21 protein-coding genes and 1 riboswitch are annotated in these 24,397 nt (G+C 66.7%); of the genes, 12 read left to right on the top strand and 9 right to left on the bottom strand.

The genetic code is table 11. The features are described 5' to 3' along the window. Positions 1–204 precede the first annotated feature (204 nt). Positions 205–1,368, top strand: coding sequence for a GGDEF domain-containing protein (locus tag ACQR1X_RS24275; protein WP_315804239.1), 1,164 nt, complete (start codon positions 205–207; stop codon positions 1,366–1,368). Next, positions 1,365–2,474: a DUF2336 domain-containing protein gene (locus ACQR1X_RS24270; RefSeq protein WP_434837897.1), complete on the top strand. Its 1,110-nt coding sequence runs from the start codon at positions 1,365–1,367 to the stop codon at positions 2,472–2,474. The genes ACQR1X_RS24275 and ACQR1X_RS24270 overlap by 4 nt, the downstream gene beginning before the upstream one ends. A 5-nt stretch (positions 2,475–2,479) precedes the next feature. Here ACQR1X_RS24270 and ACQR1X_RS24265 read toward each other — a convergent pair whose 3' ends face one another. Then, positions 2,480–3,118, bottom strand: coding sequence for an NrsF family protein (locus tag ACQR1X_RS24265; RefSeq protein WP_434863778.1), 639 nt, complete (start codon positions 3,116–3,118; stop codon positions 2,480–2,482). 2 nt (positions 3,119–3,120) lie between these two features. Next, positions 3,121–3,666, bottom strand: coding sequence for a sigma-70 family RNA polymerase sigma factor (locus tag ACQR1X_RS24260; protein WP_434863777.1), 546 nt, complete (start codon positions 3,664–3,666; stop codon positions 3,121–3,123). Positions 3,667–4,002: 336 nt separating this feature from the next. Here ACQR1X_RS24260 and ACQR1X_RS24255 point away from each other — a divergent pair, with 336 nt between their 5' ends. The 6 genes from ACQR1X_RS24255 (at position 4,003) to ACQR1X_RS24230 (ending at position 9,082) form a co-directional block, all read left to right on the top strand. Then, positions 4,003–4,392: a hypothetical protein gene (locus tag ACQR1X_RS24255; protein WP_315804243.1), complete on the top strand. Its 390-nt coding sequence runs from the start codon at positions 4,003–4,005 to the stop codon at positions 4,390–4,392. Positions 4,393–4,475: 83 nt separating this feature from the next. Then, a complete protein-coding gene (locus tag ACQR1X_RS24250) occupies positions 4,476–5,255 on the top strand; it encodes an enoyl-CoA hydratase (protein ID WP_315804244.1) in 780 nt (259 codons plus the stop codon). A gap of 471 nt (positions 5,256–5,726) precedes the next feature. After that, positions 5,727–7,139: a TolC family outer membrane protein gene (locus ACQR1X_RS24245; RefSeq protein ID WP_434899711.1), complete on the top strand. Its 1,413-nt coding sequence runs from the start codon at positions 5,727–5,729 to the stop codon at positions 7,137–7,139. A 116-nt stretch (positions 7,140–7,255) separates the two neighbouring features. Then, a complete protein-coding gene (locus ACQR1X_RS24240) occupies positions 7,256–7,543 on the top strand; it encodes a DUF3303 domain-containing protein (protein ID WP_316182532.1) in 288 nt (95 codons plus the stop codon). After that, complete coding sequence (locus ACQR1X_RS24235; protein ID WP_434887706.1) at positions 7,540–7,947, top strand: hypothetical protein; 408 nt, start codon at positions 7,540–7,542, stop codon at positions 7,945–7,947. Before ACQR1X_RS24240 ends, ACQR1X_RS24235 begins: the two co-directional genes overlap by 4 nt. A gap of 127 nt (positions 7,948–8,074) precedes the next feature. After that, the gene (locus tag ACQR1X_RS24230; RefSeq protein WP_434899710.1) at positions 8,075–9,082 is read left to right on the top strand and encodes a hypothetical protein; all 1,008 of its coding nucleotides are present in this window, start codon (positions 8,075–8,077) and stop codon (positions 9,080–9,082) included. Between the two features lie 36 nt (positions 9,083–9,118). Here ACQR1X_RS24230 and ACQR1X_RS24225 read toward each other — a convergent pair whose 3' ends face one another. Next, positions 9,119–10,318, bottom strand: a complete 1,200-nt coding sequence (locus ACQR1X_RS24225; protein ID WP_315804249.1) for an adenylate/guanylate cyclase domain-containing protein — start codon at positions 10,316–10,318, stop codon at positions 9,119–9,121. A 195-nt stretch (positions 10,319–10,513) separates the two neighbouring features. Further along, the gene (locus tag ACQR1X_RS24220; protein WP_434899709.1) at positions 10,514–11,860 is read right to left on the bottom strand and encodes a carbohydrate porin; all 1,347 of its coding nucleotides are present in this window, start codon (positions 11,858–11,860) and stop codon (positions 10,514–10,516) included. A 390-nt stretch (positions 11,861–12,250) separates the two neighbouring features. Here ACQR1X_RS24220 and ACQR1X_RS24215 point away from each other — a divergent pair, with 390 nt between their 5' ends. After that, complete coding sequence (locus tag ACQR1X_RS24215; RefSeq protein WP_434887708.1) at positions 12,251–12,757, top strand: hypothetical protein; 507 nt, start codon at positions 12,251–12,253, stop codon at positions 12,755–12,757. A 14-nt stretch (positions 12,758–12,771) separates the two neighbouring features. On the opposite strand, the gene ACQR1X_RS24210 is transcribed toward ACQR1X_RS24215, so the two are convergent. From ACQR1X_RS24210 to alaS, 4 genes are all read right to left on the bottom strand, one after another. Then, entirely contained in the window at positions 12,772–13,029 is a 258-nt protein-coding gene (locus tag ACQR1X_RS24210) for a hypothetical protein (protein ID WP_434887709.1), read from the bottom strand. 334 nt (positions 13,030–13,363) lie between these two features. Next, positions 13,364–13,570 carry a hypothetical protein gene (locus ACQR1X_RS24205; protein WP_434887710.1) on the bottom strand — a complete coding sequence of 69 codons (207 nt, stop codon included), beginning with the start codon at positions 13,568–13,570 and terminating at the stop codon, positions 13,364–13,366. Between the two features lie 764 nt (positions 13,571–14,334). Further along, the gene (locus ACQR1X_RS24200; protein ID WP_434848778.1) at positions 14,335–15,564 is read right to left on the bottom strand and encodes a cyclic nucleotide-gated ion channel; all 1,230 of its coding nucleotides are present in this window, start codon (positions 15,562–15,564) and stop codon (positions 14,335–14,337) included. Between the two features lie 2 nt (positions 15,565–15,566). Next, the gene (alaS, locus tag ACQR1X_RS24195) at positions 15,567–18,260 is read right to left on the bottom strand and encodes an alanine--tRNA ligase (RefSeq protein ID WP_434899758.1); all 2,694 of its coding nucleotides are present in this window, start codon (positions 18,258–18,260) and stop codon (positions 15,567–15,569) included. 181 nt (positions 18,261–18,441) lie between these two features. Beyond that, a riboswitch (glycine riboswitch) is annotated at positions 18,442–18,553 on the top strand. Positions 18,554–18,699: 146 nt separating this feature from the next. On the opposite strand from alaS, the gene gcvT reads away from it, so the two are divergent. From gcvT to gcvP, 3 genes are all read left to right on the top strand, one after another. Further along, positions 18,700–19,848: a glycine cleavage system aminomethyltransferase GcvT gene (gcvT, locus tag ACQR1X_RS24190; protein WP_315804255.1), complete on the top strand. Its 1,149-nt coding sequence runs from the start codon at positions 18,700–18,702 to the stop codon at positions 19,846–19,848. 9 nt (positions 19,849–19,857) lie between these two features. Then, positions 19,858–20,223, top strand: a complete 366-nt coding sequence (gene gcvH / locus ACQR1X_RS24185; RefSeq protein WP_316238711.1) for a glycine cleavage system protein GcvH — start codon at positions 19,858–19,860, stop codon at positions 20,221–20,223. A gap of 157 nt (positions 20,224–20,380) precedes the next feature. Then, complete coding sequence (gene gcvP, locus ACQR1X_RS24180) at positions 20,381–23,254, top strand: aminomethyl-transferring glycine dehydrogenase (protein WP_434899708.1); 2,874 nt, start codon at positions 20,381–20,383, stop codon at positions 23,252–23,254. Here gcvP and ACQR1X_RS24175 read toward each other — a convergent pair. Next, a complete protein-coding gene (locus ACQR1X_RS24175) occupies positions 23,233–24,312 on the bottom strand; it encodes a DUF1835 domain-containing protein (protein ID WP_434899707.1) in 1,080 nt (359 codons plus the stop codon). The two genes, gcvP and ACQR1X_RS24175, sit on opposite strands and share 22 nt — an antisense overlap. Positions 24,313–24,397: the final 85 nt, after the last annotated feature.

The raw sequence follows: 24,397 nt of genomic DNA, 5'->3' as shown, positions 1-24,397 counted from the left end.
ATTTCGCTGCAGCGCCCAGGTCGATCGCGACCAGCGGGTTCCCGCCTACCATGTTCCGCCCGTTCCCGCCAACTACCCGCCCTGAAAGCCGTAGATTCCCGGTCGCAGCACCACGGCGGCGGCCTCTTCGTCCATGCCCATAGATACCAAAGTTAAATGCTTTCCCACGTAGATATTAAGCCAACGACGAAGAATCGCGAGCACATGGGCACGACGGCACCGCCTTTTCCCAGTCCTGATATCGCTGAGGCCGGGGACGCGCAGCCGTCTCCGTCCAGCGACCTGCGCGCGCGTCGAGCCGGACGGCGCCGGCAGATGCTGGCGCTGGTCGCCGGATGCTACCTGATCGATGCCGTCATCCTGCTGATCTACGCCCAGGCGGGAACCGTCCCGGTCACGATCGCGCCAGCCTACGCAGCGATCGGCATTCTCACCGTCGCGCTGTGGACCGTCCTGTCGGAGAGCGGTTTCAACGACCGTTTCCGCGACCACTACCTCGTGGTGCCGCAATCGCTCGCCAGCATGATGCTCACGGTCGCGTTCTGCTACATCGCGCCCGAAGTCAGCATCCTGTTCCTATGCACGCTGTACATCGTCGTCGCCTTTGCCTCGCTGCGGGCGACGCCGCGCCAGAGCGCGATCTGCTGGACGTTCCTCGCGATCGGCCTGGCGGGATTGTTCCTGCTCACCGACAAGCCGCTCGGCATGCCGCACGGCAGCGGCCTCGAGCGGCTCGCGACGCTGCTGGTCTTCCTGCTCACCATCGCCTGCTGCATGTTCCTCGGCATCTTCTCCAGCGCGCTGCGCGAGACGCTGTACCAGCGCGGACAGAAGCTCAAGGAAGCCTATCGCCGCATCGAGGAGCTGGCCGAGCTCGACGAGCTCACCGGCGCGCTGAACCGGCACTCGATCATGCATGTGCTGGACGAGGAGATGGCGCAGGCGCAGCAGGGCGGCCAGCCTTGCTCGGTGGTGCTGATCGATCTCGACTGGTTCAAACGCATCAACGACACGCATGGCCATCCGACCGGCGACGATGTGCTGCGCACCTTCGCCATCACCATCTTCGCCAACATTCGCGGCAGCGACCGCTTCGGCCGCTACGGCGGCGAGGAATTCCTGCTGGTGCTGCCGGGCGCGCCGGCCGACGCCGCGGCGCGGCTCGCCGAACGATTGCGCCAGATCATCGCCGGCCTCGACTGGAGCGCGTTTTCGACCGGCCTGCAGGTCACGTTCTCGGCCGGCGTGGCCACCCCGCGCGGCGACGAGACCGCCGATTCGCTGCTCGCCCGGGCCGATCGCGCGCTCTACGACTCGAAGGCGCAGGGCCGCAATCGCGTCACCAGCGCCTGCGCCATCCCGGCATGACCCCGAAACCCGCCCCGAACGAAAGCCTGCTCGACGAGCTCGAGGACACGCTCGCGCACGGCACCGTCGCCCGGCGGGTCGAGACCCTGCGCAAGGTAACGGACCTGTTCGTCGACGGCGCGAGGGACTTCGCCGATGATCAGGTCGCGCTGTTCGACGACGTGTTCGAATGCCTGGTCGAGCACATCGAGATCTCGGCCCGCGCCCTGCTCGCGCGGCGGCTGGCGCCGCTGGCGTCGGCGCCGCCGCGGACGCTGCACCGGCTGGCCGATGACGACGCCATCGATGTCGCAGGTCCCGTGCTGTCGAAGTCCGACCGGCTCGATGAGGCCGCGCTGATCCGCACAGCCGAGACCAAGAGCCAGGCGCATCTGCTCGCGATCTCGCTCCGGCGCGTGCTCAGCCGCGCCGTCACCGACATCCTGCTCAGGCGCGGCAACGACGAGGTCGTTCACAGCACCGTCAGCAATCCCGGCGCCGACGTCTCGGAGGCCAGCCTCGACACGCTGGTCGATCGCGCCGCGCTGGACGAAAACCTCGCCGCCTGCCTCGCCATGCGGCCCAATCTGCCGCGCCACCTCTATCTGAAGCTGGTCGCCAAGGCGTCGGCCACGGTCCGCACGCGGCTCGAGGCGGCAAATCCGAAGCTCGCGCAGGAGGTCCCCTCGGCAGTGCGCATGGCGGGCCGGCGGGCGCGATCGAGCGCGGTGGCGCTGACCAGCCAGACCGAGATCGCGCACGCGCTGGTGCGCTCGCTGCATGCCGAGGGCCGGCTCGACGACCGTCTCGTCGTGCAGTTCACCGAGCAGCGCAAGTTCGACGAGGCCAATGCGGCGCTTGCGGCCATGGCCAACGTGCCGGTCGCGGTCGCCGAGAGCATCATGATCGAAAGCCGCGCCGAGGGCGTCATGATCCTCGCCAAGGTCGCAGGCCTGTCATGGCCGACGGTGAAGTCGATCATCCTGATGCGCGATGAGCTCGCCACCACCGCGACCGCCGATCTCGACGCCTGCAAGGCCACCTATGAACGGCTCCGGCGGTCCACCGCGCAGCAGGTGCTGCGCTTCCATCGCGTGCAGGACGCCGCGACGCCGGTGCAGGCGTAGCGCGCTCAATAGCGCAGCACCCTCGCGCCGATGAGCGCGCCGAGCCCGGCCACGATCAGCGCCGCCACCGTGTACCAGGTGGCCACGAAAAATGGCGAATCGTCGGTGCAATGCGCGGCATAGAGCGTCGCCGCCATGCCCGCCGAGACCAGCCCGGCGATCGCGCCGGTCATCGCCGGACGCGACGGCGCGCCATGGCGCAGGCCGAACAGCGCCGCGCCCAGCAGCGGCAGCGACAGCACGGGGATGGCGCTCATGCACACCATCGAATTGTGGCCGACCAGCCGCGCCATCATCGGCGTGCGCTGCGGCAGCATCATCTCCGCCGCCATGCCGCCGACGAGGACCACGATCGGCGCGATCAGGAGCCAGCTCCAGCCCTGCAGCGAGGCCTCGGGGCGCGACAGATGCAAGCTGATGATCAGCGCCGGGATCGCCAGCGCCGTGGTGACGACGAACTTCAGGTCGAAGAACGGATTGCGCACCGCGAGCCAGATGTCCGGCCGCACGCCGAGGCCGATGAGCAGCATCGCGGTCGAGACCGGCGTTGCCGCCATCAGGGCCAGCGCCAGCACGATGCCGACCGGCTGCGCGCGCTGCGCATTGTCGGCCGCGAGGGTGCGGATGAGCTGATCGGTGTCCATGGTCAGGTATCCCGTAGCTTGGCCGTGAGGCTTGCGAGTGCCCGGTGCAGCGCCACCCGCACCGCGCCCTCGCTCATCGAAAACTTTTCCGCGGTCTGCTTGATCGAGGCGGCCTCGACCGCGATCGACTGCAGCACGTCGCGCTGGCGCCGCGGCAACGTCTTCAGCTGCGCCTCGACCTCGCCGGCCGAGACGGTGGGTGCCGGCGGCTCGTCGGCCAGCGTCTCCGAGAAATCGTCGATGTCGACGAACACCCGGCGGCCGCGCCGGCGCAGCATGTCGATCAGCTTGTTGCGCGCGATCGCGAACAGCCAGGGCGCGAACGGCGCATCGACGTCCCAGGTGTGCCGCTTGAGATGAACCGCCAACAGAATTTCCTGCACGATGTCCTCGGCCTGGTCGGGGGGCTGGCCGGCGCGCGCCAGCCCGCGCCGTGATGCTGCGCGCAACACCGGCGTGACCGCCCTCAGCAGGCGATGATAGGCCTCGTCGTCACCGGCGACGGCCTGGCGCATCCAGCCCGTCCACTCGTCGTCACGCTCCCGCAATTCCGCTCCACCCCCAGCAATTCGCCCGAATCGTCAGCTTGTTACTCTCGCGGCATAATGATCACTAATTCGTGATGCGGACATTGGCCTCGGAAGCATCCGAGTTACGCCACACCGAGAGCACGCCACCGGGCAAGTCTTGGAACAGTTCCTTGGAGCCGCTCCATAGCACCGAATCGAAAGGTGCATGATCAGGTTTAATGGGCCGCGCCGCAAAGTGCGGCGCCGCCCAGCTTTTGCCGTGAGCGGCAGGAAGATACCCATTTTCTGCCCCGTTCTCGACATCTGTCGGGGTCTCACTCCGGCTTGGGCTGGCGGGATGGGGAGAAGCCGACGATGACGATCCAAGCCAGTGGACGTTCAGCATTGATCATTGCCGCCGCGTTCGTTCTGGGCCTCGTTGGCACTGGATTGGCGCGCGCGGCCGAACAGCAGAGCTACAGTCCGTTCCTGCCGGTGGGGGCCGAGAGCGCCCCGGCAGCGAAGCAGGACGGATTCCCGGCGCCGATGCCGGCCGAGGCCCAGGCTCAGGCCGCGCCTGCGGCGGAATCGGCCGACGCCGCGCCGAGCGATGCGCCGGCGGCCTCGGACGTCACCGTGAACATGGTCACGGTCAGCAATGACGACAGCTCGGGCTGGGACAAGGCCTCGATCATCGGCAAGATCTTCATCGCCTGCGGCACCCTGCTCACCCTGGGCTCGGCGGCGCGGATGTTCATGATCTGAGGCGCCGCGCGGCGCCCCACCTACTTGATGCGTAACGATCCAGCGGGCACATTGCCCGCTGTTTTGATTTGCGGGGTGGGATCATGAGCGTTTACGAGCACATCATCGTCGAAGGCAAAGGCGCGGTCGGAATCATCACCCTGAACCGGCCGAAGATGCTCAACGCGCTGTCGTTCGGCGTCTTCCGCGAGATCGCCGCAGCCGTCGACGATCTTGAGGCCGACGATGCCATCGGCTGCATCGTGATCACCGGCAGCGAGAAGGCGTTCGCCGCCGGCGCCGACATCAAGGAGATGCAGCCCAAGAGCTTCATCGACATGTTCTCGAGCGACTTCACCGCGATCGGCGGCGACCGCGTCGCGCGCTGCCGCAAGCCGACGATCGCCGCGGTTTCGGGCTATGCGCTCGGCGGCGGCTGCGAGCTCGCGATGATGTGCGACTTCATCATCGCCGCCGACACCGCAAAATTCGGCCAGCCCGAGATCACGCTCGGCACCATCCCGGGCATTGGCGGCACCCAGCGCCTGACGCGCGCGATCGGCAAGGCCAAGGCGATGGACCTCTGCCTCACCGGCCGCATGATGGATGCGGCCGAGGCCGAACGCTCCGGCCTCGTCAGCCGCATCGTGCCGGCCGACAAATTGATGGACGAGGTGATGGCCGCGGCGGAGAAGATCGCATCGATGTCGCGCCCGGCTGCGGCGATGGCCAAGGAGGCCGTCAACCGCGCCTTCGAGACCCCGCTGTCCGAAGGCATGAATGTCGAGCGCAACCTGTTCCACGCCACCTTCGCGCTGGAAGACCGCGCCGAGGGCATGGCCGCGTTCATCGAGAAGCGCAAGCCGGTGAACAAGAACCGGTGAGATTGGCAGTGCGCTCAGTTCGACTGAGTTGATATTTTTCGAAGTCAGTTCATCGATAGCCGTGGACGCGGTGCGCTCCCTCACCCCGTTCTTCACGGGGTGAGCGTTGGGATGAGGGCAGACGCTCGGGAAGCGTACGTCGTTGGACCTGTCCCCCCTCACCCGAATGGCATCCGCGATGCCATTCGACCTTCCCCCGCAAGCGGCGCGAGGTGGACCGAGCGAGCCGCGAGTTACTCGCATATCACCGACGCGATTCGCGGTGCGCCCGTGCGCTGTCGTCCGCGCACGCCCACCCACCGGCCTACCGCACGACCGTCGCGCAAGCGCCTGACAAACGGTCTGTGGCGAGCACGCCACAACAAATCATGGAAAAGCCCGCCGTATTCCACATCCGCGGTTTGTGTGTGGCCGCCATCCGCCCTAAACAGGTAAACAACTGGTTAAGACAGTGAGACGCGGCGGAGTCGGATGGTGGGTCGAGCCAAACAATTTGGCGTCGGCAAGGTGCATGCGCGGCGGATCGGCCTGATCCTGGCCGCCAGCCTTGCCGTCATCTGCTCGCCCGCGCGCGCCGAGGATCTCGCGGCCGCGCTCGTCAAAGCCTATCAGACCAACCCGGCGCTGAACGCCGAGCGCGCGCGCCAGCGCGCCACCGACGAGAACGTGCCGCAGGCGCTCGCCGGCTATCGCCCGCAACTGATCGCGAGCCTCGGTGCCGGCCTGCAGGCCGTGCGCAATCTGCTGCCCGGCAACACGATCCAGACCGCGACATTGAAGCCCTGGACCATCGGCGTGACCGTGACGCAGACCCTGTTCAACGGCTTCCGCACCGCCAACAGCGTGCGCATGGCCGAGTTGCAGGTGCAGTCGGGCCGCGAGGCGCTGCGCAATGTCGGTCAGGGCGTGCTGCTCGACGCCGTCACGGCCTACACCAACGTGCTCGCCAACCAGTCGCTGGTCGAGGCGCAGCGCTCCAACGTCGCCTTCCTGCGCGAGACGCTCTCCGTCACGCAGCGCCGCCTCAATGCCGGCGACGTCACGCCGACCGACGCCTCGCAGGCCGAGGCGCGGCTGGCGCGCGGCCAGTCCGACCTCAACGCCGCCGAGGTCAACCTCGCCATCAGCCAGGCGACCTATGCCCAGGTCATCGGCATGGCGCCGGGCCAGCTGCGCGCGGCCGACCCGATCGATCGCCTGCTGCCGCGCAGCCGCGAGGACGCGATTGCGCTTGGCAACAAGGAAAATCCAGCGGTGGCTGCGGCGAGCTTCGACGTCGACGTGGCCTCGACCTCGATCAAGGTCGCCGAGGGCGCGCTGCTGCCGACCGTGACCCTGCAAGGCAATGTCAGCCGCAGCCGCGATTCGGATCAGACGCTCGGCACCTTCGGCACCGACCAGGCCTCGATCGTCGGCAGCGTCACCGCGCCGATCTATGACGGCGGCACCGCCGCGTCGCAGACCCGCCAGAGCAAGGAGCTCGCGGCGCAGAGCCGCCTCGTGCTCGACCAGGTCCGCAACCAGGCCCGCACCGCGGCGGTCAGCGCCTGGGTCGCCAATGAAGGCGCCAAGGTCGCCGTCAGCGCCTCCGAGGCCGAGGTGAAGGCCGCCACCGTCGCGCTGCAGGGCGTCTCGCGCGAGGCCCAGGGCGGCCAGCGCACCACCGTCGACGTGCTGAACTCGCAGGCCGACCTGATCCAGGCCAAGGCGCGGCTGATCGGCGCGCAGCGCGACCGCGTCATCGCCTCCTACACGCTGCTCAGCGCGGTCGGCCGGCTCGACGTCAAGAACCTCAATCTGAATACGCCGGACTATCTGCCCGAGGTTCACTACCATCAGGTGCGCGACGCCTGGCACGGCCTGCGCACGCCGTCGGGACAGTAGAGCTCCCTCACCGCCGGTGCCGCAGCCGGTCTTTCAGACCGCGAGGCCACGCGCGAGACCTGGAACACCTGCTCGATTCCGTCCACACTCTGCGCCGGACCCAGGCGGAGGCGCGCATGCTGTTCATGGTGATCGAGCGTTTCAAGGACCGCGATCCGATTCCCGTCTACCGTCGCGTTCGCGACCCCGGCATCACCTTTCCCGACGGGCTGAAATATCTCGGCAGCTGGATCGAGCCGAATTTCGACCGCTGCTTCCAACTGATGGAATGCAACGACGCCCGCCTGCTGCAGCAATGGATCCTGTCCAACGCCCGCGACACCGGCATGACGTTCGAGATCGTCCCGGTGGTCACCAGCGCGGAGACGCGCGAGGTGGTGGCGCCGTTCCTGGATGAGAGTTGAGTCGCGCGACGATGCTCGACGTCCTGACGCAGATGCTCGCCGTCTGCCTGATCTCCTATGCGATCGCGGTGCTAATGCCATCGTGGCGGGCGCTGCTGGCGGCGACGCTGCTGCTCGCGCTGGCGACAATGATCGGCGGCCTGCGGGAATGGTGGACGCTGGAGCAAGGCAGCTGCAGCCGCGCTTGTACGCTCGAAGATCTGCTCGACATCCCGATGCTGCCGATCGCAAGAGCGGGCTTCATCACCGGAGCGATCGTCCGGGCGCTCACATTCCTGCCGCAGGCCCGCGGCCTGTCGCCGCGCACCATCGTCACGATCTGTATTGCCGGGGGCGCATCTGCGCTCGCTGTGGCCTTGTTCGCGCCGAGCCTCGTCTGGTGGCGGCCGCTGCGAATCCTCTAGGCACGGCGACAGAGTCGTTCATTGCTGCGGCGAGCTGCGATGGCCTACACTGCGTCTCGCGCGAACGTCAGACGCCGAGGCGATTTCGCCGCATCTTGTCGGCTAGCAAAAACGAAAGGCTGATGTCGTGGACTGGTTCGAACGCCTGACCGGCTTCAAGGAGACCGACTATGCCTCGACGCGCGCCAGACTGGCCTGCGAAGACGGACGGCTGACGTCTCTGGTCAATGGCAAGAGCTACCAGACCGGGCGGCTGGAGCTTCCGAAATTGTCGGAGCTCCGGACCAGGGTCCAAGACTCGGCCTGTCGAACCGGGCGGCTCCGCGTGAGTCTCGTCAGCGGCGATGTCCGCACCCTTCATCTGGTCCCGGAGTTCGCCGGCGCCCTGTTCCAGGTCGCCTCGCAGTTCAATCTGCTGGAGATGATCGGCCCCCACGCGACCCCGGAAGACGGCGTGACGATCTACCAGCATGATCCGACGCAGGGGCCGGCCTGCGCGATCGCCGCCGGCGCCGCAACGATCTATCGCAACTACTTTGCCCCGGTCGGCGGTGAATCGGGCCAGACCCGCGACCGTCAGCTCGACGCGCTCGCAGATGTCGGGGCGGCTCTGAAGTCCCGTCTATCCCGCGGCGGCGAGCTTTGGGCGATGACGAACGGGTACGCCCTGTGCACGCGGACCGGACTCGAGACCATCACGGCCATCCTCGACGCAAGCGATGGCGATGAGATCGACGCATTGCGCGGACACCTTCGGATCGGCCTGCATTCCGGCGTCGAGCTGACCGACGCCGGCGAACCGCGACCGACGGTGTCGCAGGCCTTCTGCTCCGCGCTCCCCGTGGCCTACTGCTCCCCTGCCCCCCGATATTGGCAGACATTCGCCCGCCTGATCCTGGAGGCCAGCTACGAGGCGACGATCTGGGCGGCGGTCCTCAACGCGACACGCGGCTCGAACATTGCCCTGCTCACCAGCGTCGGCGGCGGCGCATTCGGCAATGAGGAGACCTGGATCGAGGACGCGCTGCGCCGCGCGCTGCTGCTGGCGTCGAGCTTCGACCTCGACGTCAGGCTCGTCAGCTATGATCGCCCGACCGAGACATTCCTGCGGCTTCAGGACGAGTTCGGCCGCTGAGCCATGCCGTGAGCACGGCACAGCTCGTACGACGCCCTACCCCTCGAACGCAAACAGCTCGATCGGGTCGTTGAAGCCGCGCACCGGGTATTCGCCGACGCGTTCGAGCGCGAACGGGCCTTCGACGAGTTCGGCGAAGGCGCGCGACATCAGCACGGGACGACCGACCTGCTTGGTCAGCGCCTCCATGCGCGAAGCCATGTTGACCGCGGGTCCGATCACGGTGAAATCCAGCCGCGTGCGCGAGCCGATGTTGCCGTACATGACGTCGCCGACGTGGATGCCGATGCCGTAGCGCAGCGGCGCACGGCCGCCTTCCGCATGCCGCGCGTTGAGCGCCGCCATCGCCTGCCTGGCGCCGGTGACCGCGTGTAGCAGGTTCTCGCAGGCGCCGGGCTGGCTAAGCGGAAAGATGGCGAGCAGGCCGTCGCCGATGAACTTCAGGATCTCGCCTCCATGCTCTGTGATCGGCTCGACCATCGCGTCGAAATAGCCGTTGAGGAGATCGATCACGTCGTCGCGCGGCCAATTGTCGGAGATCTTGGTGAAGTCGCGGAGATCGCAGATCATGATCGCGGCGCTCACGGTCTCGCCGCTGCCGCGTCGGGTCGCGCCGGCCAGCACCATCTCGCCGGCATGCGGCCCGACATAGGTCTCGAGCAGGGTGCGCGCCAGCCGGTTCTTGATGCGGATCTCGCTGACCAGCGCCAGCACCGGCAGCAGCCGCTTCAGGGCGCCGATCTCGGCATGATCGAAGCCGCCGCGCTGGTCGGTCGCGAAGGTCACGCAGTGGCGCTTGCCGAGCGTGTGAAAGATCGGCCAGGCGACATAGTCGGTCAGCCCCTGCGCGCGCATGTCGTCATAGATGCCATGCTGCCGGCCGAGCGCGGGATCACGCGCCAGGTTTTCACGGATCTCGTCGGCGCCGTTGTAGACCTCGCTCACCGGGCTGCCGATGAACTCGGAACGCGAGCCGACGTCATAGTCGACGCGATTGATCTCGGAGCTCTCCATCCCGTCGCTCCACAGGATGCGCGCGCCGAGCCATTGCGGATGGTTGATCTGCACGTGCAGCGACGCGCGCTTCACCGGGATTCCGGCGCGCTGCAGGCGGATGCACATCTGCGCGAAGATGTTGTCGATGAAGCGTTCGTCGCGGGTGCCGCTGGTGAGCCAGTCCACGACCTCGTCGCCCAGGCGCTGGCCGGCGGCGAGACGGACGTCGGTTGCTGTCATGGCGGTCTCCTGGGCCGGCGCGGCAATGCCAGGGAGATGTCGTGTCGCAGCGCAAAAGAGTCAACCGATACCAACGCATCGCGCCCCTACCCCGATGGGCAGGCCCACCAGGTTCGGCGTCGGCAAAGGACGGCTCATCGTCTCAGCCCAGCGAGGGACGGATGCTGCACATCCGCCCCTCGCCTGACAGGCTTCTCAGAAATGCACCACCGTCCGCAGGCCGAGCACCACCGCATTGCCGGTCTTCAGGCCGGCGGCGTTGAAGCCGCGTCCGCCCGGATTGATGACATACTGGGCGTCGAACTTCAGGTTCATCCAGCCGGTCGCCTGCCAGCCATACCAGGCTTCGATCGGCACTTCGTTGCCGCCTGCATTCGGCGTCAGCGCCGCCGAGTTGACATGCGTGGTGCCGACCGCGAAGCCGACCTCGTCGTCGGGACGGAACGAGAAGGTGCCGGTGTGCTTGACGCCCCAGGAGATCTGGTAATCCTGATAGGACGTGCGGTGATCGGCCACGCTGGTGTTGAGGAAGGTGTACCAGCCCTGCGCCTTCGGACCCTCGACGGTCAGCCGCTGCAGGATCGATTCGTAGAAGCCGTAGCGGCCGCGCTGGCTGCTGAGGTTCTGATCGCCCACGCCGGGACCGCCGGCGTAGACCCCGGTGATGCCGGGCAGACCGCCGTCGATGGTCGAAGCGCTGTCATACCAGCCGCCGAAGCGCCAGGTGCCGTTGAGCGGACCGCTCGGCTCCCACACCACTTCGACCGGCACCAGGACGCCCGAGGCCGGATTGGAGCGCGCGATGCCCGGCGCGAGATACACGCCCGCGTCCGACGTCGTCAGGTAGTTCGGATTGGCATCGTAGACGCCGACCGACAGCTTCCACTCCTTGGTGAAGTTGTAGTGCACGACGCCGGCCCACTGGCTGACCGGCCAGTTGTAGATGTAGCCGCCCTGGATGTTGCCCGGCTGGCCGCCGCAGAAGGTCAGGTTGATGAACTCGCACTGGCCGAAGAAGAAGTCGGAGCCGACCGGCAGCCGGCCGCCCTTGAGCACGAGGCGATCGTCGAACAGCTTCTGCTGATAGTAGAACTCGGTCAGGCGCAGGATGTTGCCGCGGCCGAACACCTCGTTGGTCAGCTGCAGCGCCGGAATGCCGGCCTCGCTGTTGAGGTTCTTGCCGAAGCGATCGACCAGCGTGACGCCGATCAGGCCGCCCTGGATGCCGGCGAGCTTGGCCATGTCGAACTTGGCCTCGAACCACAATTGTCCGGCATTGGCCGAGGTGTTGCGCGAGCCGCCCGACAGGTTGGTGACGGCCTCGTCGCCCAGCGTGAGCGCGAGCGAGATGCCCTGCTCCTTCAGCCTGGTCCGGCCGAGATCACCGAACAGATACGGCCGCGTCCAGAAATCATCGACACCGGCATAGGGAACCGGCGGCGCCTTCATCGGCAAATCGGCAGCGAGCGCACCGCCGCCCAACAAACAAGACAAAGCAACCCCTACGCCGCACATGCGTGCGGTCGTCGCAAACCCACTCATTTTTCCTGCTCCTCGCAGCGTCCCCAGGCTCTGGCTGTTGTTCTGTCGCGTCCGGCCCAGAGCCTCCGTCCCGGCACGCGCTTCCCCACGGCTCAATCCCGGCCGCCGCCCATTCGAGGAGCGCATTCGTCAACCTGAGATTGGATGGCAATCCTAGCAAGCGCCGAGGTGCCTTTGAATAGTCATATTATATTGGGGAGTCGGTATAACCGTAAGTGTGACATGAGTGTCACATGCCGCATTGCGGAATATTGTGTTCCGCGCCGTTGCGGCTCTCGGGATGCGTCGGACGCACGACAAGGCAACCAATTTGGAGAACCGTGGCGTGGCTGTTGACCTGCGCCTTTCAGCTCGCATGAGATCACGCCCAAGCTGGACGAGACTTGCTGCATGAAAGTGTCAGACCCCGATTTGTCAGAAGCACGCTGGGCCAGCCTCCTCGGCGGCTATCGCGTTCCCTACGACCCGCGCCCAGCCCTGCAACGCCTCGAAGGTGGCGATAGCTCAGCCTGGGACGAACTCTGGAATGAGCTGCACCACCAAGGTGACGTCGGCGAAGCATCCTTCGCCGCCGTACCCGGTCTGGTCCGAATTCGCGAGCGCCGCGGTGTTGCCGACTGGCAGACCTACACGATGATCGCGATCATCGAGCTTGCGCGAGACGGCTCTCGCAATCCGGCGATGCCGGCTGACCTGCGCGAGAGCTACGAAGCGGCGTGGGGCCAATTGCTCCACATGGCACTCCGCGACCTCACCACGGCGCAGGATGCCGACGTTGTCAGCCAACTCCTCGGCGTTATAGCGATCGCGCGCGGCCAACGCGCGCTGGGACGCATTGCGATCGAATTCACGGAAGATGAACGGGCTGCAATGCTGGCCGGCGAATGGCCTCCATGAATCGCAACGCGACCTCACGGGTAGAATCGCTTTAGGAAGGCATCGATCTCGTCGTCATCTGCCTGCCAGTCGGCGCCGCGCTCCATGTACATCAACGCAAGTCCAAGCAGCTGCAGGGGGCTCTCGGCGACGAGTTGAAGCGTCCCCTTCGTTGCGCTCCAGAGTTCGCCGTCGCTCTCATAGCGACGATCGATTTCGTATCCGAGCTTGATCAGCGTCAGATATGCCGGAATTTCGGTATTGCCTGCCGCCGCGATGGTTTGGGTAAACACGGAGTTCTCCCGTTCTGGATGGAGTCCCCGGCCTGCCGACTGCGTCAATCAAACAGACTGGATCTGATTTGGCACGCGTGGAGCACTACACCCCGGATCTCGACCACATCAGCCGATATCGTGTAGTAGACGACATGCGCCTGGAATCGAAACCGTCGTAGCCCGCGCCGGAAGTCCTCGGCTCATTGACCTTTGGCCGGGAATCTGAGAGCAGCTCGAAGGTCCGGATCAGCCTGGACGCGCGTAGGCTTCCGCCTGGTAAGCACCAAATTGCAGTTCGGTGTATTCGTAGATCTGAGCGAGTTGATCGCGTGCTCGAATGGTGAGGCGATAGCTACCCACGGCGCGCAGCAACACGCTGCCGAGCAGCCGCGATGATGTCCTCAGCAGTCTCGGCAGTGAACGTCTCGCAATCAGGGTGCGCGAAGAACTCTTTGAAGCGAGCGATCTGCTCCTCGCGACTCAATGCCTGCCAATCCGCAAGCTCGGCTTCACTGGGCGGCAGCGCCGACGGGACGACCCGAGACTTGATTTGCGACATTGGTCCTTTCCGAGAGAACGGAGCCTGAAACATAAAGGTAGCACCTCCCGGTGGAATTGCGAGATCGGCCGCCATCTTCGACGAGGCATCGAGCTTGGCCGATTTTGCCGGGCGGGCATTATCGCGCCGACGAAAGCACGGGACCGTTCCTGATCACGGGTCAAAATCGCCTGCGTCAATGCTTCCATTTTCCCATTCCGTTCAGCCACATCTTTCGTTTCAAGAGCTTCGCGCAAAAATAAATCACTTCCGAAAATCAGCAAATCATGTCTATTCTATCCGCGTTCCGGTCCGGATGAGGGGCGTACGCGTCGTCACGAGACGTTGGGCCGGCAATGCGGTGGACGTGAGGACATCAGCGCGCTTTCGGGTGCGGACGAATGATGCGCTCGCGGACGTGAAGTCGCGTGGTCCTGGCATCCCGATGCTGAAGTCCCGCGCGATGCGCTTGAAGCGCATTGTCGCGAACGGTGGCCAACAAGCCCGGTGCACCGAGGAGATCGCGTATAAGCGTTAAAACCGCCGCGCAGGGAATGCCGGATGATCCGGCTTTGCCTGTGGTACCTGCCGCCTGCATTTTTTCAGCAGGCGGGCCATGGGTGAGGCCCTCACCCGGCATTCCCTGCGCCCTCATCGTCTTTCGAGGGCGAGTGCTTTCCGCATCCCCCGGGCGCGACCGCGCCGCGGGACCGTGTGTGCACGCCCGGCTGTTTGACTGGTTGGAAGATGGGACGGGGGACTGCGAGCGATCCGGGAGCAGCGTCCTACGCGTCCGGCTGGTCGTCGCGTTCGGCCTGCGACAGCTCGGCGAGGGCAAGATCGCCGGAATCGGCCATGCGCGCCTTGGCGATGGTCCGGACATGCGCGGCGAGCGCCGGCATGCGCGCGATCAGCGCATGGAAATCCTGCGCGTCGAGCACCAGCAGCCGGGTCTTGCGCGTCGCCGTCACGGTGCCCGAGCGTTTGGTCCGGTGCAGCAGCGCGATCTCGCCGAAGAACGTACCGTCGGCGAGCTTGACGCATTGCGTCGGCAGCTCGATCTCGACCTCGCCCGTGGTGATGAAATACATCGAGGACGCCGGATCGCCACGCCGCACCAGCACCTCGCCGGCTTCGATCGTACGCGCACGCAACAGCCGCATGATGTCGGCGATTTCGGACGCCGAAAGATGCGAGAACAGCGGCACCCGCGCCAGCATGCCCCAGGTGACGACGAAATCGCGCCGCTTGATCTCCTCGGCGAACGCGGTGGAGATGATCGCGACCGGCAGCGCGATCATGGCAAAGCCCCAGATGATCGCGAACACCGTGATGATGCGGCCGAGCGGCGTCACCGGCACGACGTCGCCATAGCCGACGGTGCCGAGCGTCACGATCGCCCACCACATCGCATGCGGGATGGTGCCGAACTTGTCGGGCTGGACGTCGCGCTCGACCGCGTAGAGCAGTGAGGCGAACAGCAGCACCGCGCCGGCCAGGATGACGAGGCAGCCGATCAAGATGCGCCGCTCGGCCTGCACCGCCGACAGCAGCGAGCGCAGCGCCGGCGAATAGCGCACCAGCTTCAGGAACGGCAGCACGATGCACAGCGCTTCCAGCGTGCGATCGCCGAGCACGAGCGCGATGGACGCCGGCACGAAGGACAGGAGATCGATCAGGCCGAGCGCGGACAACGCGTAGGCGAGCCGCTCGCGGTGCGGCGACTGGCGCCGCGGCATGTGCCCCGCCACGCTCCAGAGCCGAGCGACATACTCCGCGGCAAACACGATCAGCGAACAGACCTTGATCGCGCGCAGCAGTCCGCCAATGGCGGCCGCGATGTCCGGGTCCGAGGCCAGCACCACCGCCAGCACGTCGAGCGTGATGACGAGCACGATGAACTGGACGACGCGCGAGCCGTGCGTGCTCGGCAGATGGTCGTGCTCGAGCAGCTCGTACAGCCGGTCGCGCAGATCGGGATCGCGAACGCTCTCGCCCGGCCCGAGCGTCGGCACGATCAGCCTGCCTTGCCGATCGCACTCTCGATCGCGGCCAGCGCAGCCTCCGCCTTGGTGCCGTCCGGGCCGCCGGCCTGGGCCATGTCAGGACGGCCGCCGCCGCCCTTGCCGCCGAGCGCCTCGGACGCGGCGCGCACGAGGTCGACCGCATTGAAGCGCGCGGTGAGATCGGCGGTCACGCCGACCACGACGCCGGCCTTGCCGTCCTCGGTGACGCCGACGATCGCGGCGACGCCCGAGCCGAGCTGCTTCTTGGCCTCGTCGGCGAGCGACTTGAGATCCTTCATCTCGATGCCCGAGACCGCGCGCGCCATCAGCTTGACGCCGCCGACCTCGCGGACGCCGGCGGGAGCGCCGTTGCCGGTCTCCTGGCCGCCGCCCATCGCGAGCTTCCTGCGCGCGTCCGACAGCTCGCGCTCGAGCTTCTTGCGCTCCTCCATCAGCGCGGTGATGCGCGCCGGCACCTCGTCGACCGTGGTACGCAATTCGGCCGCGGCGGCCTTGGCGAGCGAGAGATTGTGGTTGGCATGCGCCCGCGCGCCGCGCGCCGTCAGCGCCTCGATGCGGCGGACGCCGGAGGCCACTGCGCTCTCCGAGGTGACCGCGATCAGGCCGATGTCGCCGGTGCGCTTGACGTGGGTGCCGCCGCACAGCTCGACCGACCAGCCCAATGTATTAGAACCTTGGGCATTCGAGCCCAGCTCGCGCGCGGCATTGCCCATCGAGACGACGCGGACCTCGTCGCCATATTTCTCGCCGAACAGCGCGCGGGCGCCGGCCTCGCGGGCGTCGTCGAGCCCCATCAGCCGGGTCGTGACCTCGGCATTCTCGAGCACGACGTCGTTGGCGATGTCCTCGACGCGGGCGAGCTCATCCGGGGTGATCGGCTTCGGATGGACGAAGTCGAAGCGCAGGCGGTCAGGAGAGACCAGCGAGCCGCGCTGGGCGATGTGGTCGCCGAGCACCTGGCGCAGCGCCTCGTGCAGGATGTGGGTCGCCGAATGGTTGGCGCGGATGGCCGAGCGCCTGCCGTGATCGACGTCGAGCTGCAGCGCGGCGCCGAGCTTGAGCGTGCCCTGCTCCACGGTGCCGATATGCGCGAACAGGTCGCCAGCCTTCTTCTGGGTGTCGGTGATGCGCACGCGGACGCCGTCGCCGGTCATGAGGCCGGTGTCGCCGACCTGGCCGCCGGACTCGCCATAGAACGGCGTCTGGTTGAGCACGATGACGCCGCTCTCGCCGGCCTTGAGGCTGTCGACCTCGGCGCCGTCCTTGACCAGCGCGGTCACCGCACCCTCCGCGGTCTCGGTCTCATAGCCGAGGAACTCGGTGGCGCCGAGCTTCTCGCGCAGCGGGAACCAGACGGTCTCGGTCGCCGCCTCGCCGCTTCCGGCCCAGGCCGCGCGGGCCTTGGCGCGCTGGCGGTCCATGGCATCGGTGAACGAGGCCTGGTCGACGCTGATGCCGCGCGACTTCAGCGCGTCCTGGGTGAGGTCCAACGGGAAGCCGTAGGTGTCGTACAGGGTGAAGGCGACGTCGCCGTCGAACATGTCGCCCTTGGTGAGCGAGGCCGACTTCTCGTCGAGGATGGCCAGCCCGCGCTCCAGGGTCTTGCGGAAGCGGGTCTCCTCGAGCCGCAGCGTCTCCTTGATCAGCGCCTCGGCGCGGATCAGCTCGGGATAGGCCTGGCCCATCTCGCGCGAGAGCGTGCCGACGAGCTTGTGCATCAGCGGCTCACGGGCGCCGAGCAGCTGGGCGTGGCGCATCGCGCGGCGCATGATCCGGCGCAGCACATAGCCGCGGCCCTCGTTGGACGGCAGCACGCCGTCCGAGATCAGGAACGACGAGGCGCGCAAATGGTCGGCGATCACGCGAAGCGACGCCTTCTGCGGCCCCTGCGGGTCGGCATTGGTGAGGTCGGCGATAGCGCGGATCAGCGCGACAAACAGGTCGATGTCGTAATTGTCGTGCTTGCCCTGCAGCACCGCGGCGACGCGCTCGAGGCCCGCGCCGGTGTCGATCGACGGCTTCGGAAGGGGATTGCGGACCCCGCCCTCGAGCTGCTCGTACTGCATGAACACGAGGTTCCAGATCTCGATGAAGCGGTCGCCGTCCGCCTCCGGCGATCCCGGCGGGCCGCCCCAGATCTTGTCGCCGTGGTCGTAGAAGATCTCCGAGCACGGGCCGCACGGGCCGGTGTCGCCCATCTGCCAGAAATTGTCCGAACCGGCGATGCGGATGATGCGCGATTCCGGCAGGCCGGCGATCTTCTTCCAGAGCCCGAACGCCTCGTCGTCGTCGATGTAGACGGTCGCGGTCAGCTTGTCCTTCGGGAGGCCGAACTCCTTGGTGACCAGCTTCCAGGCGAGCTCGATGGCGTTCTCCTTGAAGTAATCGCCAAAGGAGAAGTTGCCGAGCATCTCGAAGAAGGTGTGGTGCCGGGCGGTGTAGCCGACATTGTCGAGGTCGTTGTGCTTGCCGCCGGCGCGGACGCACTTCTGCGACGTCGTGGCGCGGTTGTAGGGCCGCTTCTCGACGCCGGTGAAGACGTTCTTGAACTGCACCATGCCGGCGTTCGTGAACATCAAAGTCGGGTCGTTGCGCGGCACCAGCGGCGAGGACGGCACGATCTCGTGGCCGTTCGCAGCGAAGAAATTGAGGAAGGTCGACCTGATCTCGTTGACGCCGCTCATAGCAATCCAATCGAAGAAGTCCGGGAATTCGGCGGCAATGCTTTTAGACAAGGCGACTTCGCGTGTCCAGAAACTGTGCAGAAACATCATGGGCTTGCTGCACGGCTCCTAAAGCTGGTTGAAAGCCGCCGTGACGCGTTGACAGCTTGCGCGGGCTGGTGTTTGGTCCCGGACATAGACGACAGTCGCGTCGGGAGAGACTGGCCTTCTGAGGTTCTGGTTGAACGTCAAGGGCCGGCGCCGAAGGAGCAACCGCCCCGGAAACTCTCAGGCAAAAGGACCCTCGCGACTGCAACTGCATCTGGAAAGAGACGCTGGCCGGGCCTGATCCCGGGACGCGTCCGCCGACGGGATAATACTCTCAGGCACAGCGACAGATGGGGCTTCGGTGGCGTTTTTCGGGACTGGTCCCGAGGAACCGCGCGAGGACCCCTGATCGATGGCTGAACCGGCTGCCCCCCTTTCTTTGAAGCGAACGCCGCTGCATGCGCTGCATGTCAGCCTCGGCGGCAAGATGGTGCCCTTTGCGGGCTATGAGATGCCGGTGCAATACGCGCCCGGCGTACTCAAGGAACACCTCCATACCCGCAGCGCGGCCGGGCTGTTCGACGTCTCCCACATGGGCCAGGTCGCGCTGCTGCCGAAATCCGGCAACGTCGCCGACGCCGCGGCGGCGCTGGAGCGGCTGGTGCCGCAGGACGTCATCGGCATCCCGCCCGGCCGGCAGCGCTATGCCCAGTTCACCAACGCCGAGGGCGGCATCCTCGACGACCTGATGGTGGCGAATTTCGGCGAGCACCTGGTGCTGGTGGTCAACGCCGCCTGCAAGGAGGCGGACATCGCGCTGCTGCGCGACGGAGTGTCCGACGTCTGCGAGGTCCAACCGCTGACCGACCGCGCGCTGCTGGCGCTGCAGGGGCCGAAGGCGGCGTCCGTGCTGACGAAATTCTGTGCAGAGGCCGAGGCGATGCGGTTCATGGACGCGGGGCCGCGCAGCGTCGATGGGCTCGCCTGCTACGTTTCGCGCTCGGGCTACACCGGCGAGGACGGCTACGAGATCTCGGTGCCTGCCGATCAGGCCGAGCGGCTCGCCGAGGCGATGCTGTCCGACAAGGACGTGCTGCCGATCGGGCTGGGCGCCCGCGACAGCCTGCGGCTCGAGGCCGGGCTCTGCCTCTACGGCCACGACATCGACACGGCGACAACGCCCGTGGAAGCTGCGCTGGAATGGTCGGTGCAGAAGGTCCGCCGCACCGGCGGCGCGCGCGCCGGCGGCTTCCCCGGCGCTGACAAGATCCTCGCGCAGTTCGATGGCGGTGCGACACGCCGCCGCGTCGGTTTGCGGCCCGAGGGCCGCGCGCCGGTGCGCGAGGGAGCAGCGCTGTTCGCTTCGGCCGATTCAGGCGAGCCGGTCGGCAAGGTCACCTCTGGTGGCTTCGGCCCGACGCTGAATGCGCCGGTCGCGATGGGTTACGTGCCGACCACTCTCTCTGCGCTCGACACCCCGTTGTTCGCCGATGTGCGCGGCCAACGCCTGCCGCTGCGGGTCGCCGCCATGCCCTTCGTTCCCAACACCTACAAGCGCTGAAGGACGTCCATGACTACGCTCTACACCTCCGACCATGAATGGCTCAGCATCGATGGCGACACAGCCACCATCGGCATCACCGACTATGCGCAGGCCCAGCTCGGCGACGTCGTGTTCGTGGAGCTGCCGCAGGTCGGCCGCGCGCTGAAGAAGTCGGAAGCCGCCGCCGTGGTCGAATCGGTCAAGGCCGCCTCCGACGTCTATGCGCCAATCACCGGCGAGGTGGTCGAGGTCAACCAGGCGATCGTCGACGAGCCTGCGCTCGTCAACACCGACGCCGGCGGCAAGGCCTGGTTCTTCAAGCTCAAGATCGCCGACAAGAGCGAGCTCGGCGGGCTGATGGATGAGGCCGCCTACAAGGCGCACACGGCGTGAGACGCGCGGTGCGTAGCCCGCATGAGCGGAGCGATATGCGGGACCGGCGGTCCCGGGGTCGCTGCGCTCGCCCGGGCTACGGCCTACCGATCTCGCCGTCGCTGTTTACTGGATGCCCCGCCGTCGCGGGGCATGACGAGGCATAGAGGATTTGCTCATGACCACGCCGCTCAAGCCGCTCGATGATGCCGCCGCCAGCTTCGCCCGCCGCCATATCGGTCCCTCGCCGCGCGACGTCGCGGCGATGCTGGAGACCGTCGGCGCCAAGAGCGTCGCGGAGCTGATGGCGCAGACGCTGCCCGGCACGATCCGGCAGGCGGCGCCGCTCACCCTCGAGCCGGCGCTGAGCGAAACTGAAGCCTTGTCGCACATGCGCGCACTGGCGACGCGGAATCAGGTTTTCACCTCGCTGATCGGCCAGGGCTATTCCGGCACGCTGATGCCGGCGGTGATCCAGCGCAACATCCTGGAGAACCCGGCCTGGTACACGGCCTACACCCCCTATCAGCCGGAGATCAGCCAGGGGCGGCTGGAGGCGCTTTTCAACTTCCAGACCATGATCTGCGATCTCACCGGGCTCGACGTCGCCAACGCCTCGCTGCTGGACGAAGCCACGGCGGCGGCGGAAGCGATGGCGCTGGCCGAGCGGTCGGCACGGGCGAAGACCAAGGCATTCTTCGTCGATCGGAACGTGCATCCGCAGACGCTGGCGGTGCTGCGCACCCGCGCGGAGCCGCTCGGCTGGCAGCTGATCGTCGGCGATCCCGCCAAGGATCTGGACGGCGCCGAGGTGTTCGGCGGCCTGCTGCAATATCCGGATACGACGGGCGCGCTGCGCGATCCGCGCGCCGCGATCGCCAAGCTGCACGACAAGGGCGCACTGGCGATTCTGGCCGCCGACCTGCTGGCCGTGACCGTGATTGCCTCGCCGGGCGAACTCGGCGCCGACATCGCGATCGGCTCGCCGCAGCGCTTCGGCGTGCCGATGGGCTATGGCGGACCGCATGCGGCCTACATGGCGGTGCGCGATGCGCTGAAGCGGTCGCTGCCCGGCCGCATCGTCGGCCTGTCCGTCGATTCGCGCGGTGCCCCCGCCTATCGGCTGGCGCTGCAGACCCGCGAGCAGCACATCAGGCGCGAGAAGGCAACGTCGAACATCTGCACCGCGCAAGTGCTGCTGGCGGTGATCGCCGCGATGTATGCGGTCTATCATGGCCCGGATGGGCTGAAGGCGATCGCCCGCACCGCGCATCGGCGGACCGCGGTGCTGGCTGCGGGGCTGCGCAAGCTCGGCTTTGCGCCGGAAAGCGAGACCTTCTTCGACACGATCACCGTCGAGGCCGGCGCCAAGTCCGAGTCGATCATCGCCCGCGCCGAAGGCGAGCGGATCAATCTTGGCCGCGACGGCAGCAGGCTGCGGATCGCGCTCGATGAGACCACGACGGCCGATGTCGTCGAAGCCGTCTGGCGCGCATTCGGCGGCGACCTCTCCTACACGACGATCGAGGCGGAAGCCCGCGAGGCGCTGCCGGCCGAGCTCAAGCGGCAGCGGCCGTACCTCGCGCATCCGGTGTTCCACGCGCATCGCTCCGAGACCGAGATGCTGCGCTATTTGCGCAAGCTTGCGGACCGCGACCTCGCGCTCGATCGTGCGATGATTCCGCTTGGCTCGTGCACGATGAAGCTGAACGCGACCACCGAGATGATCCCGCTGACCTGGCCGGAATTTTCCAGCCTGCACCCGTTCGTGCCGCGCGCGCAGGCGGCCGGCTATCACACGATGTTCGCCGATCTGACCGACTGGCTGTGCCGCATCTCCGGCTATGACGCCGTGTCGCTGCAGCCGAACTCGGGCGCGCAGGGCGAATATGCCGGGCTTCTGGCCATTCGGGGCTACCATGCCGCGCGTGGCGAGGGCCACCGCACGATCTGCCTGATTCCCTCGTCCGCTCACGGCACCAACCCCGCCTCCGCGCATATGGCCGGCATGGAGGTGGTCGTGGTCGGCTGCGATGCAGGCGGCAATGTCGATCTCGCCGATCTCGCGGCCAAGGCGGAAGTGCATAGCGCCAAGCTCGCCGCCATCATGATCACCTATCCCTCGACGCATGGCGTGTTCGAGGAGCACATCCGTGACATCTGCGACATCGTCCATGCCCACGGCGGACAGGTCTATCTCGACGGCGCCAACCTCAATGCGCAGGTCGGCCTCTCCAGACCCGGCGATTACGGCGCCGATGTCAGCCATTTCAACCTGCACAAGACGTTCTGCATTCCGCATGGCGGCGGCGGCCCCGGCATGGGTCCGATCGGGGTCAAGGCGCATCTGGCGCCCTTCCTGCCCGGTCACCCAGCGACCGACGGCGCGAGCGCGCATCCGATCGGGCCGGTCTCGGCCGCCCCCTACGGCTCGGCCTCGATCCTGACCATCTCCTACATCTACATGCTGCTGATGGGCGGCGACGGCCTGACCCGCGCCACCGAGATTGCGATCCTCAACGCCAACTACGTCGCGGCGCGGCTCGATGCGCATTTCCCGGTGCTCTACCGCAATGAGCGCGGCCGCGTCGCGCATGAATGCATCATCGACCCGCGGCCGCTCAAGCAGAGCAGCGGCGTCACCGTCGACGACATCGCCAAGCGGCTGATCGACTACGGCTTCCACGCGCCGACGATGAGCTTCCCGGTGGCGGGCACCCTGATGATCGAGCCGACGGAATCGGAGTCCAAGGCTGAGCTCGACCGCTTCTGCGACGCCATGATCGCGATCCGCAAGGAGATCGCCGAGGTCGAACAGGGCCGCTTCGGAATCGAGGCCTCGCCGCTGCGCCACGCGCCGCACACGGTGCACGACATCGCCGACGACGATTGGAACAGGGCCTACCGCCGCAGCGAGGGTTGCTTCCCCGCGGGCACCTCGCGCACCGACAAGTACTGGTGCCCGGTCGGCCGCGTCGACAACGTCTACGGCGACCGCAATCTGGTGTGCTCCTGCCCGCCGGTGGCGGACTACGCCCAGGCGGCGGAGTAAGCTTCCTCACGCATGTTCCGAGCGATCGGGCGCCACGGCTCGCGGCAAACAATGACGTCAGACGTGCCCGGATCCGGAGCGATGAGCACCGCATGCCAACGCCAGAGATTGGCGTTGATCAATTCGGTGCCGCCCCACCAGCGCCGGATCGGATTATGGCTGCTGAAATCCTCCTCGCCGGCGAGGATTGCCTTGCCGAGCGGCGTCAGCGACAGCCTGCTGGCCTTGTAGCGCTCGAGGCGTTCACGGCTGTCGTGCATCTCGACCGAGAACGGCCATTCGTCGAGGCCCGAAATTGCCGGCACCGGCGCGAGTGCCAGACCGTCAAGCAACGTGCCTCCTTCCCAATAGTCATAGACGCGGCGTTGAAAGCGATCCCGATGATGCGGCAACAGGTCGAAGGGGTGCTGATAGCCGGCTGACAGCAATTCGAGGATTCGCAGTTCCGATGCTCCCAGGCCCGTGGCAACACCGGGAAGCTCATCGAGCATCTCCTGCACGCAGCGGCGAAGCTGCGGCAGTGCACTGAGATCCTGATTCAACAGATCGAACCAGGCCTGCGGCGTCGGCGTCCGAAACGCCTGCCATGCCAGATGGCCCAGGTCGAGATGCTCACGCGCGAGCGCCACGCCGGCAATGGTCCGGCCGGCGGGTTGTCTGGCCAAGGCGTCGAAGACTGGCGCATCGAGGTGTCGCAACACGATCTTCGTCGCGATCTCGGCGTAATCGCGCAGATAATCCAAGAGCCAGATCAGCACCAACTGATCGTTCGGACGGGTCCCCATCCACAGTTCGACGCTATCGCAACGGTCGACAAGTTCGAGAAAACTCTGACTCCGCCCGCCGACCGCCATGAAGTCGACGCGCGAGGCGAAATCCAACCAATGCCCCCGCTTCCGTCGCACGGTGCGCTGGACGAGATAAGCCGATAATTCGGCATCGGATGGCAGCGGTCCCCACACGAAACGATGGAGAATTGGCACCACCAGGTCGGCAAAGCCGCCCCTCCGAAGCGCTCCGGCGCTGGGATCATCGGCCGCTAAAATCAAACGTGTCATGCTGTTGGCTCCGGCACGACCTGATTGGCTCAAGGCGCTATCAACACGTTCGCAATCGGCTCCCGGCGCCCAGGACCGGCGCCGG

It is taken from the genome of Bradyrhizobium sp. HKCCYLRH3073 (genome assembly GCF_051167995.1).
Taxonomy (GTDB): Bacteria; Pseudomonadota; Alphaproteobacteria; order Rhizobiales; family Xanthobacteraceae; genus Bradyrhizobium.
The sequence above is the reverse complement of the archived record's forward strand: the minus strand, read 5'-3'. Positions and strand labels throughout refer to the sequence as shown.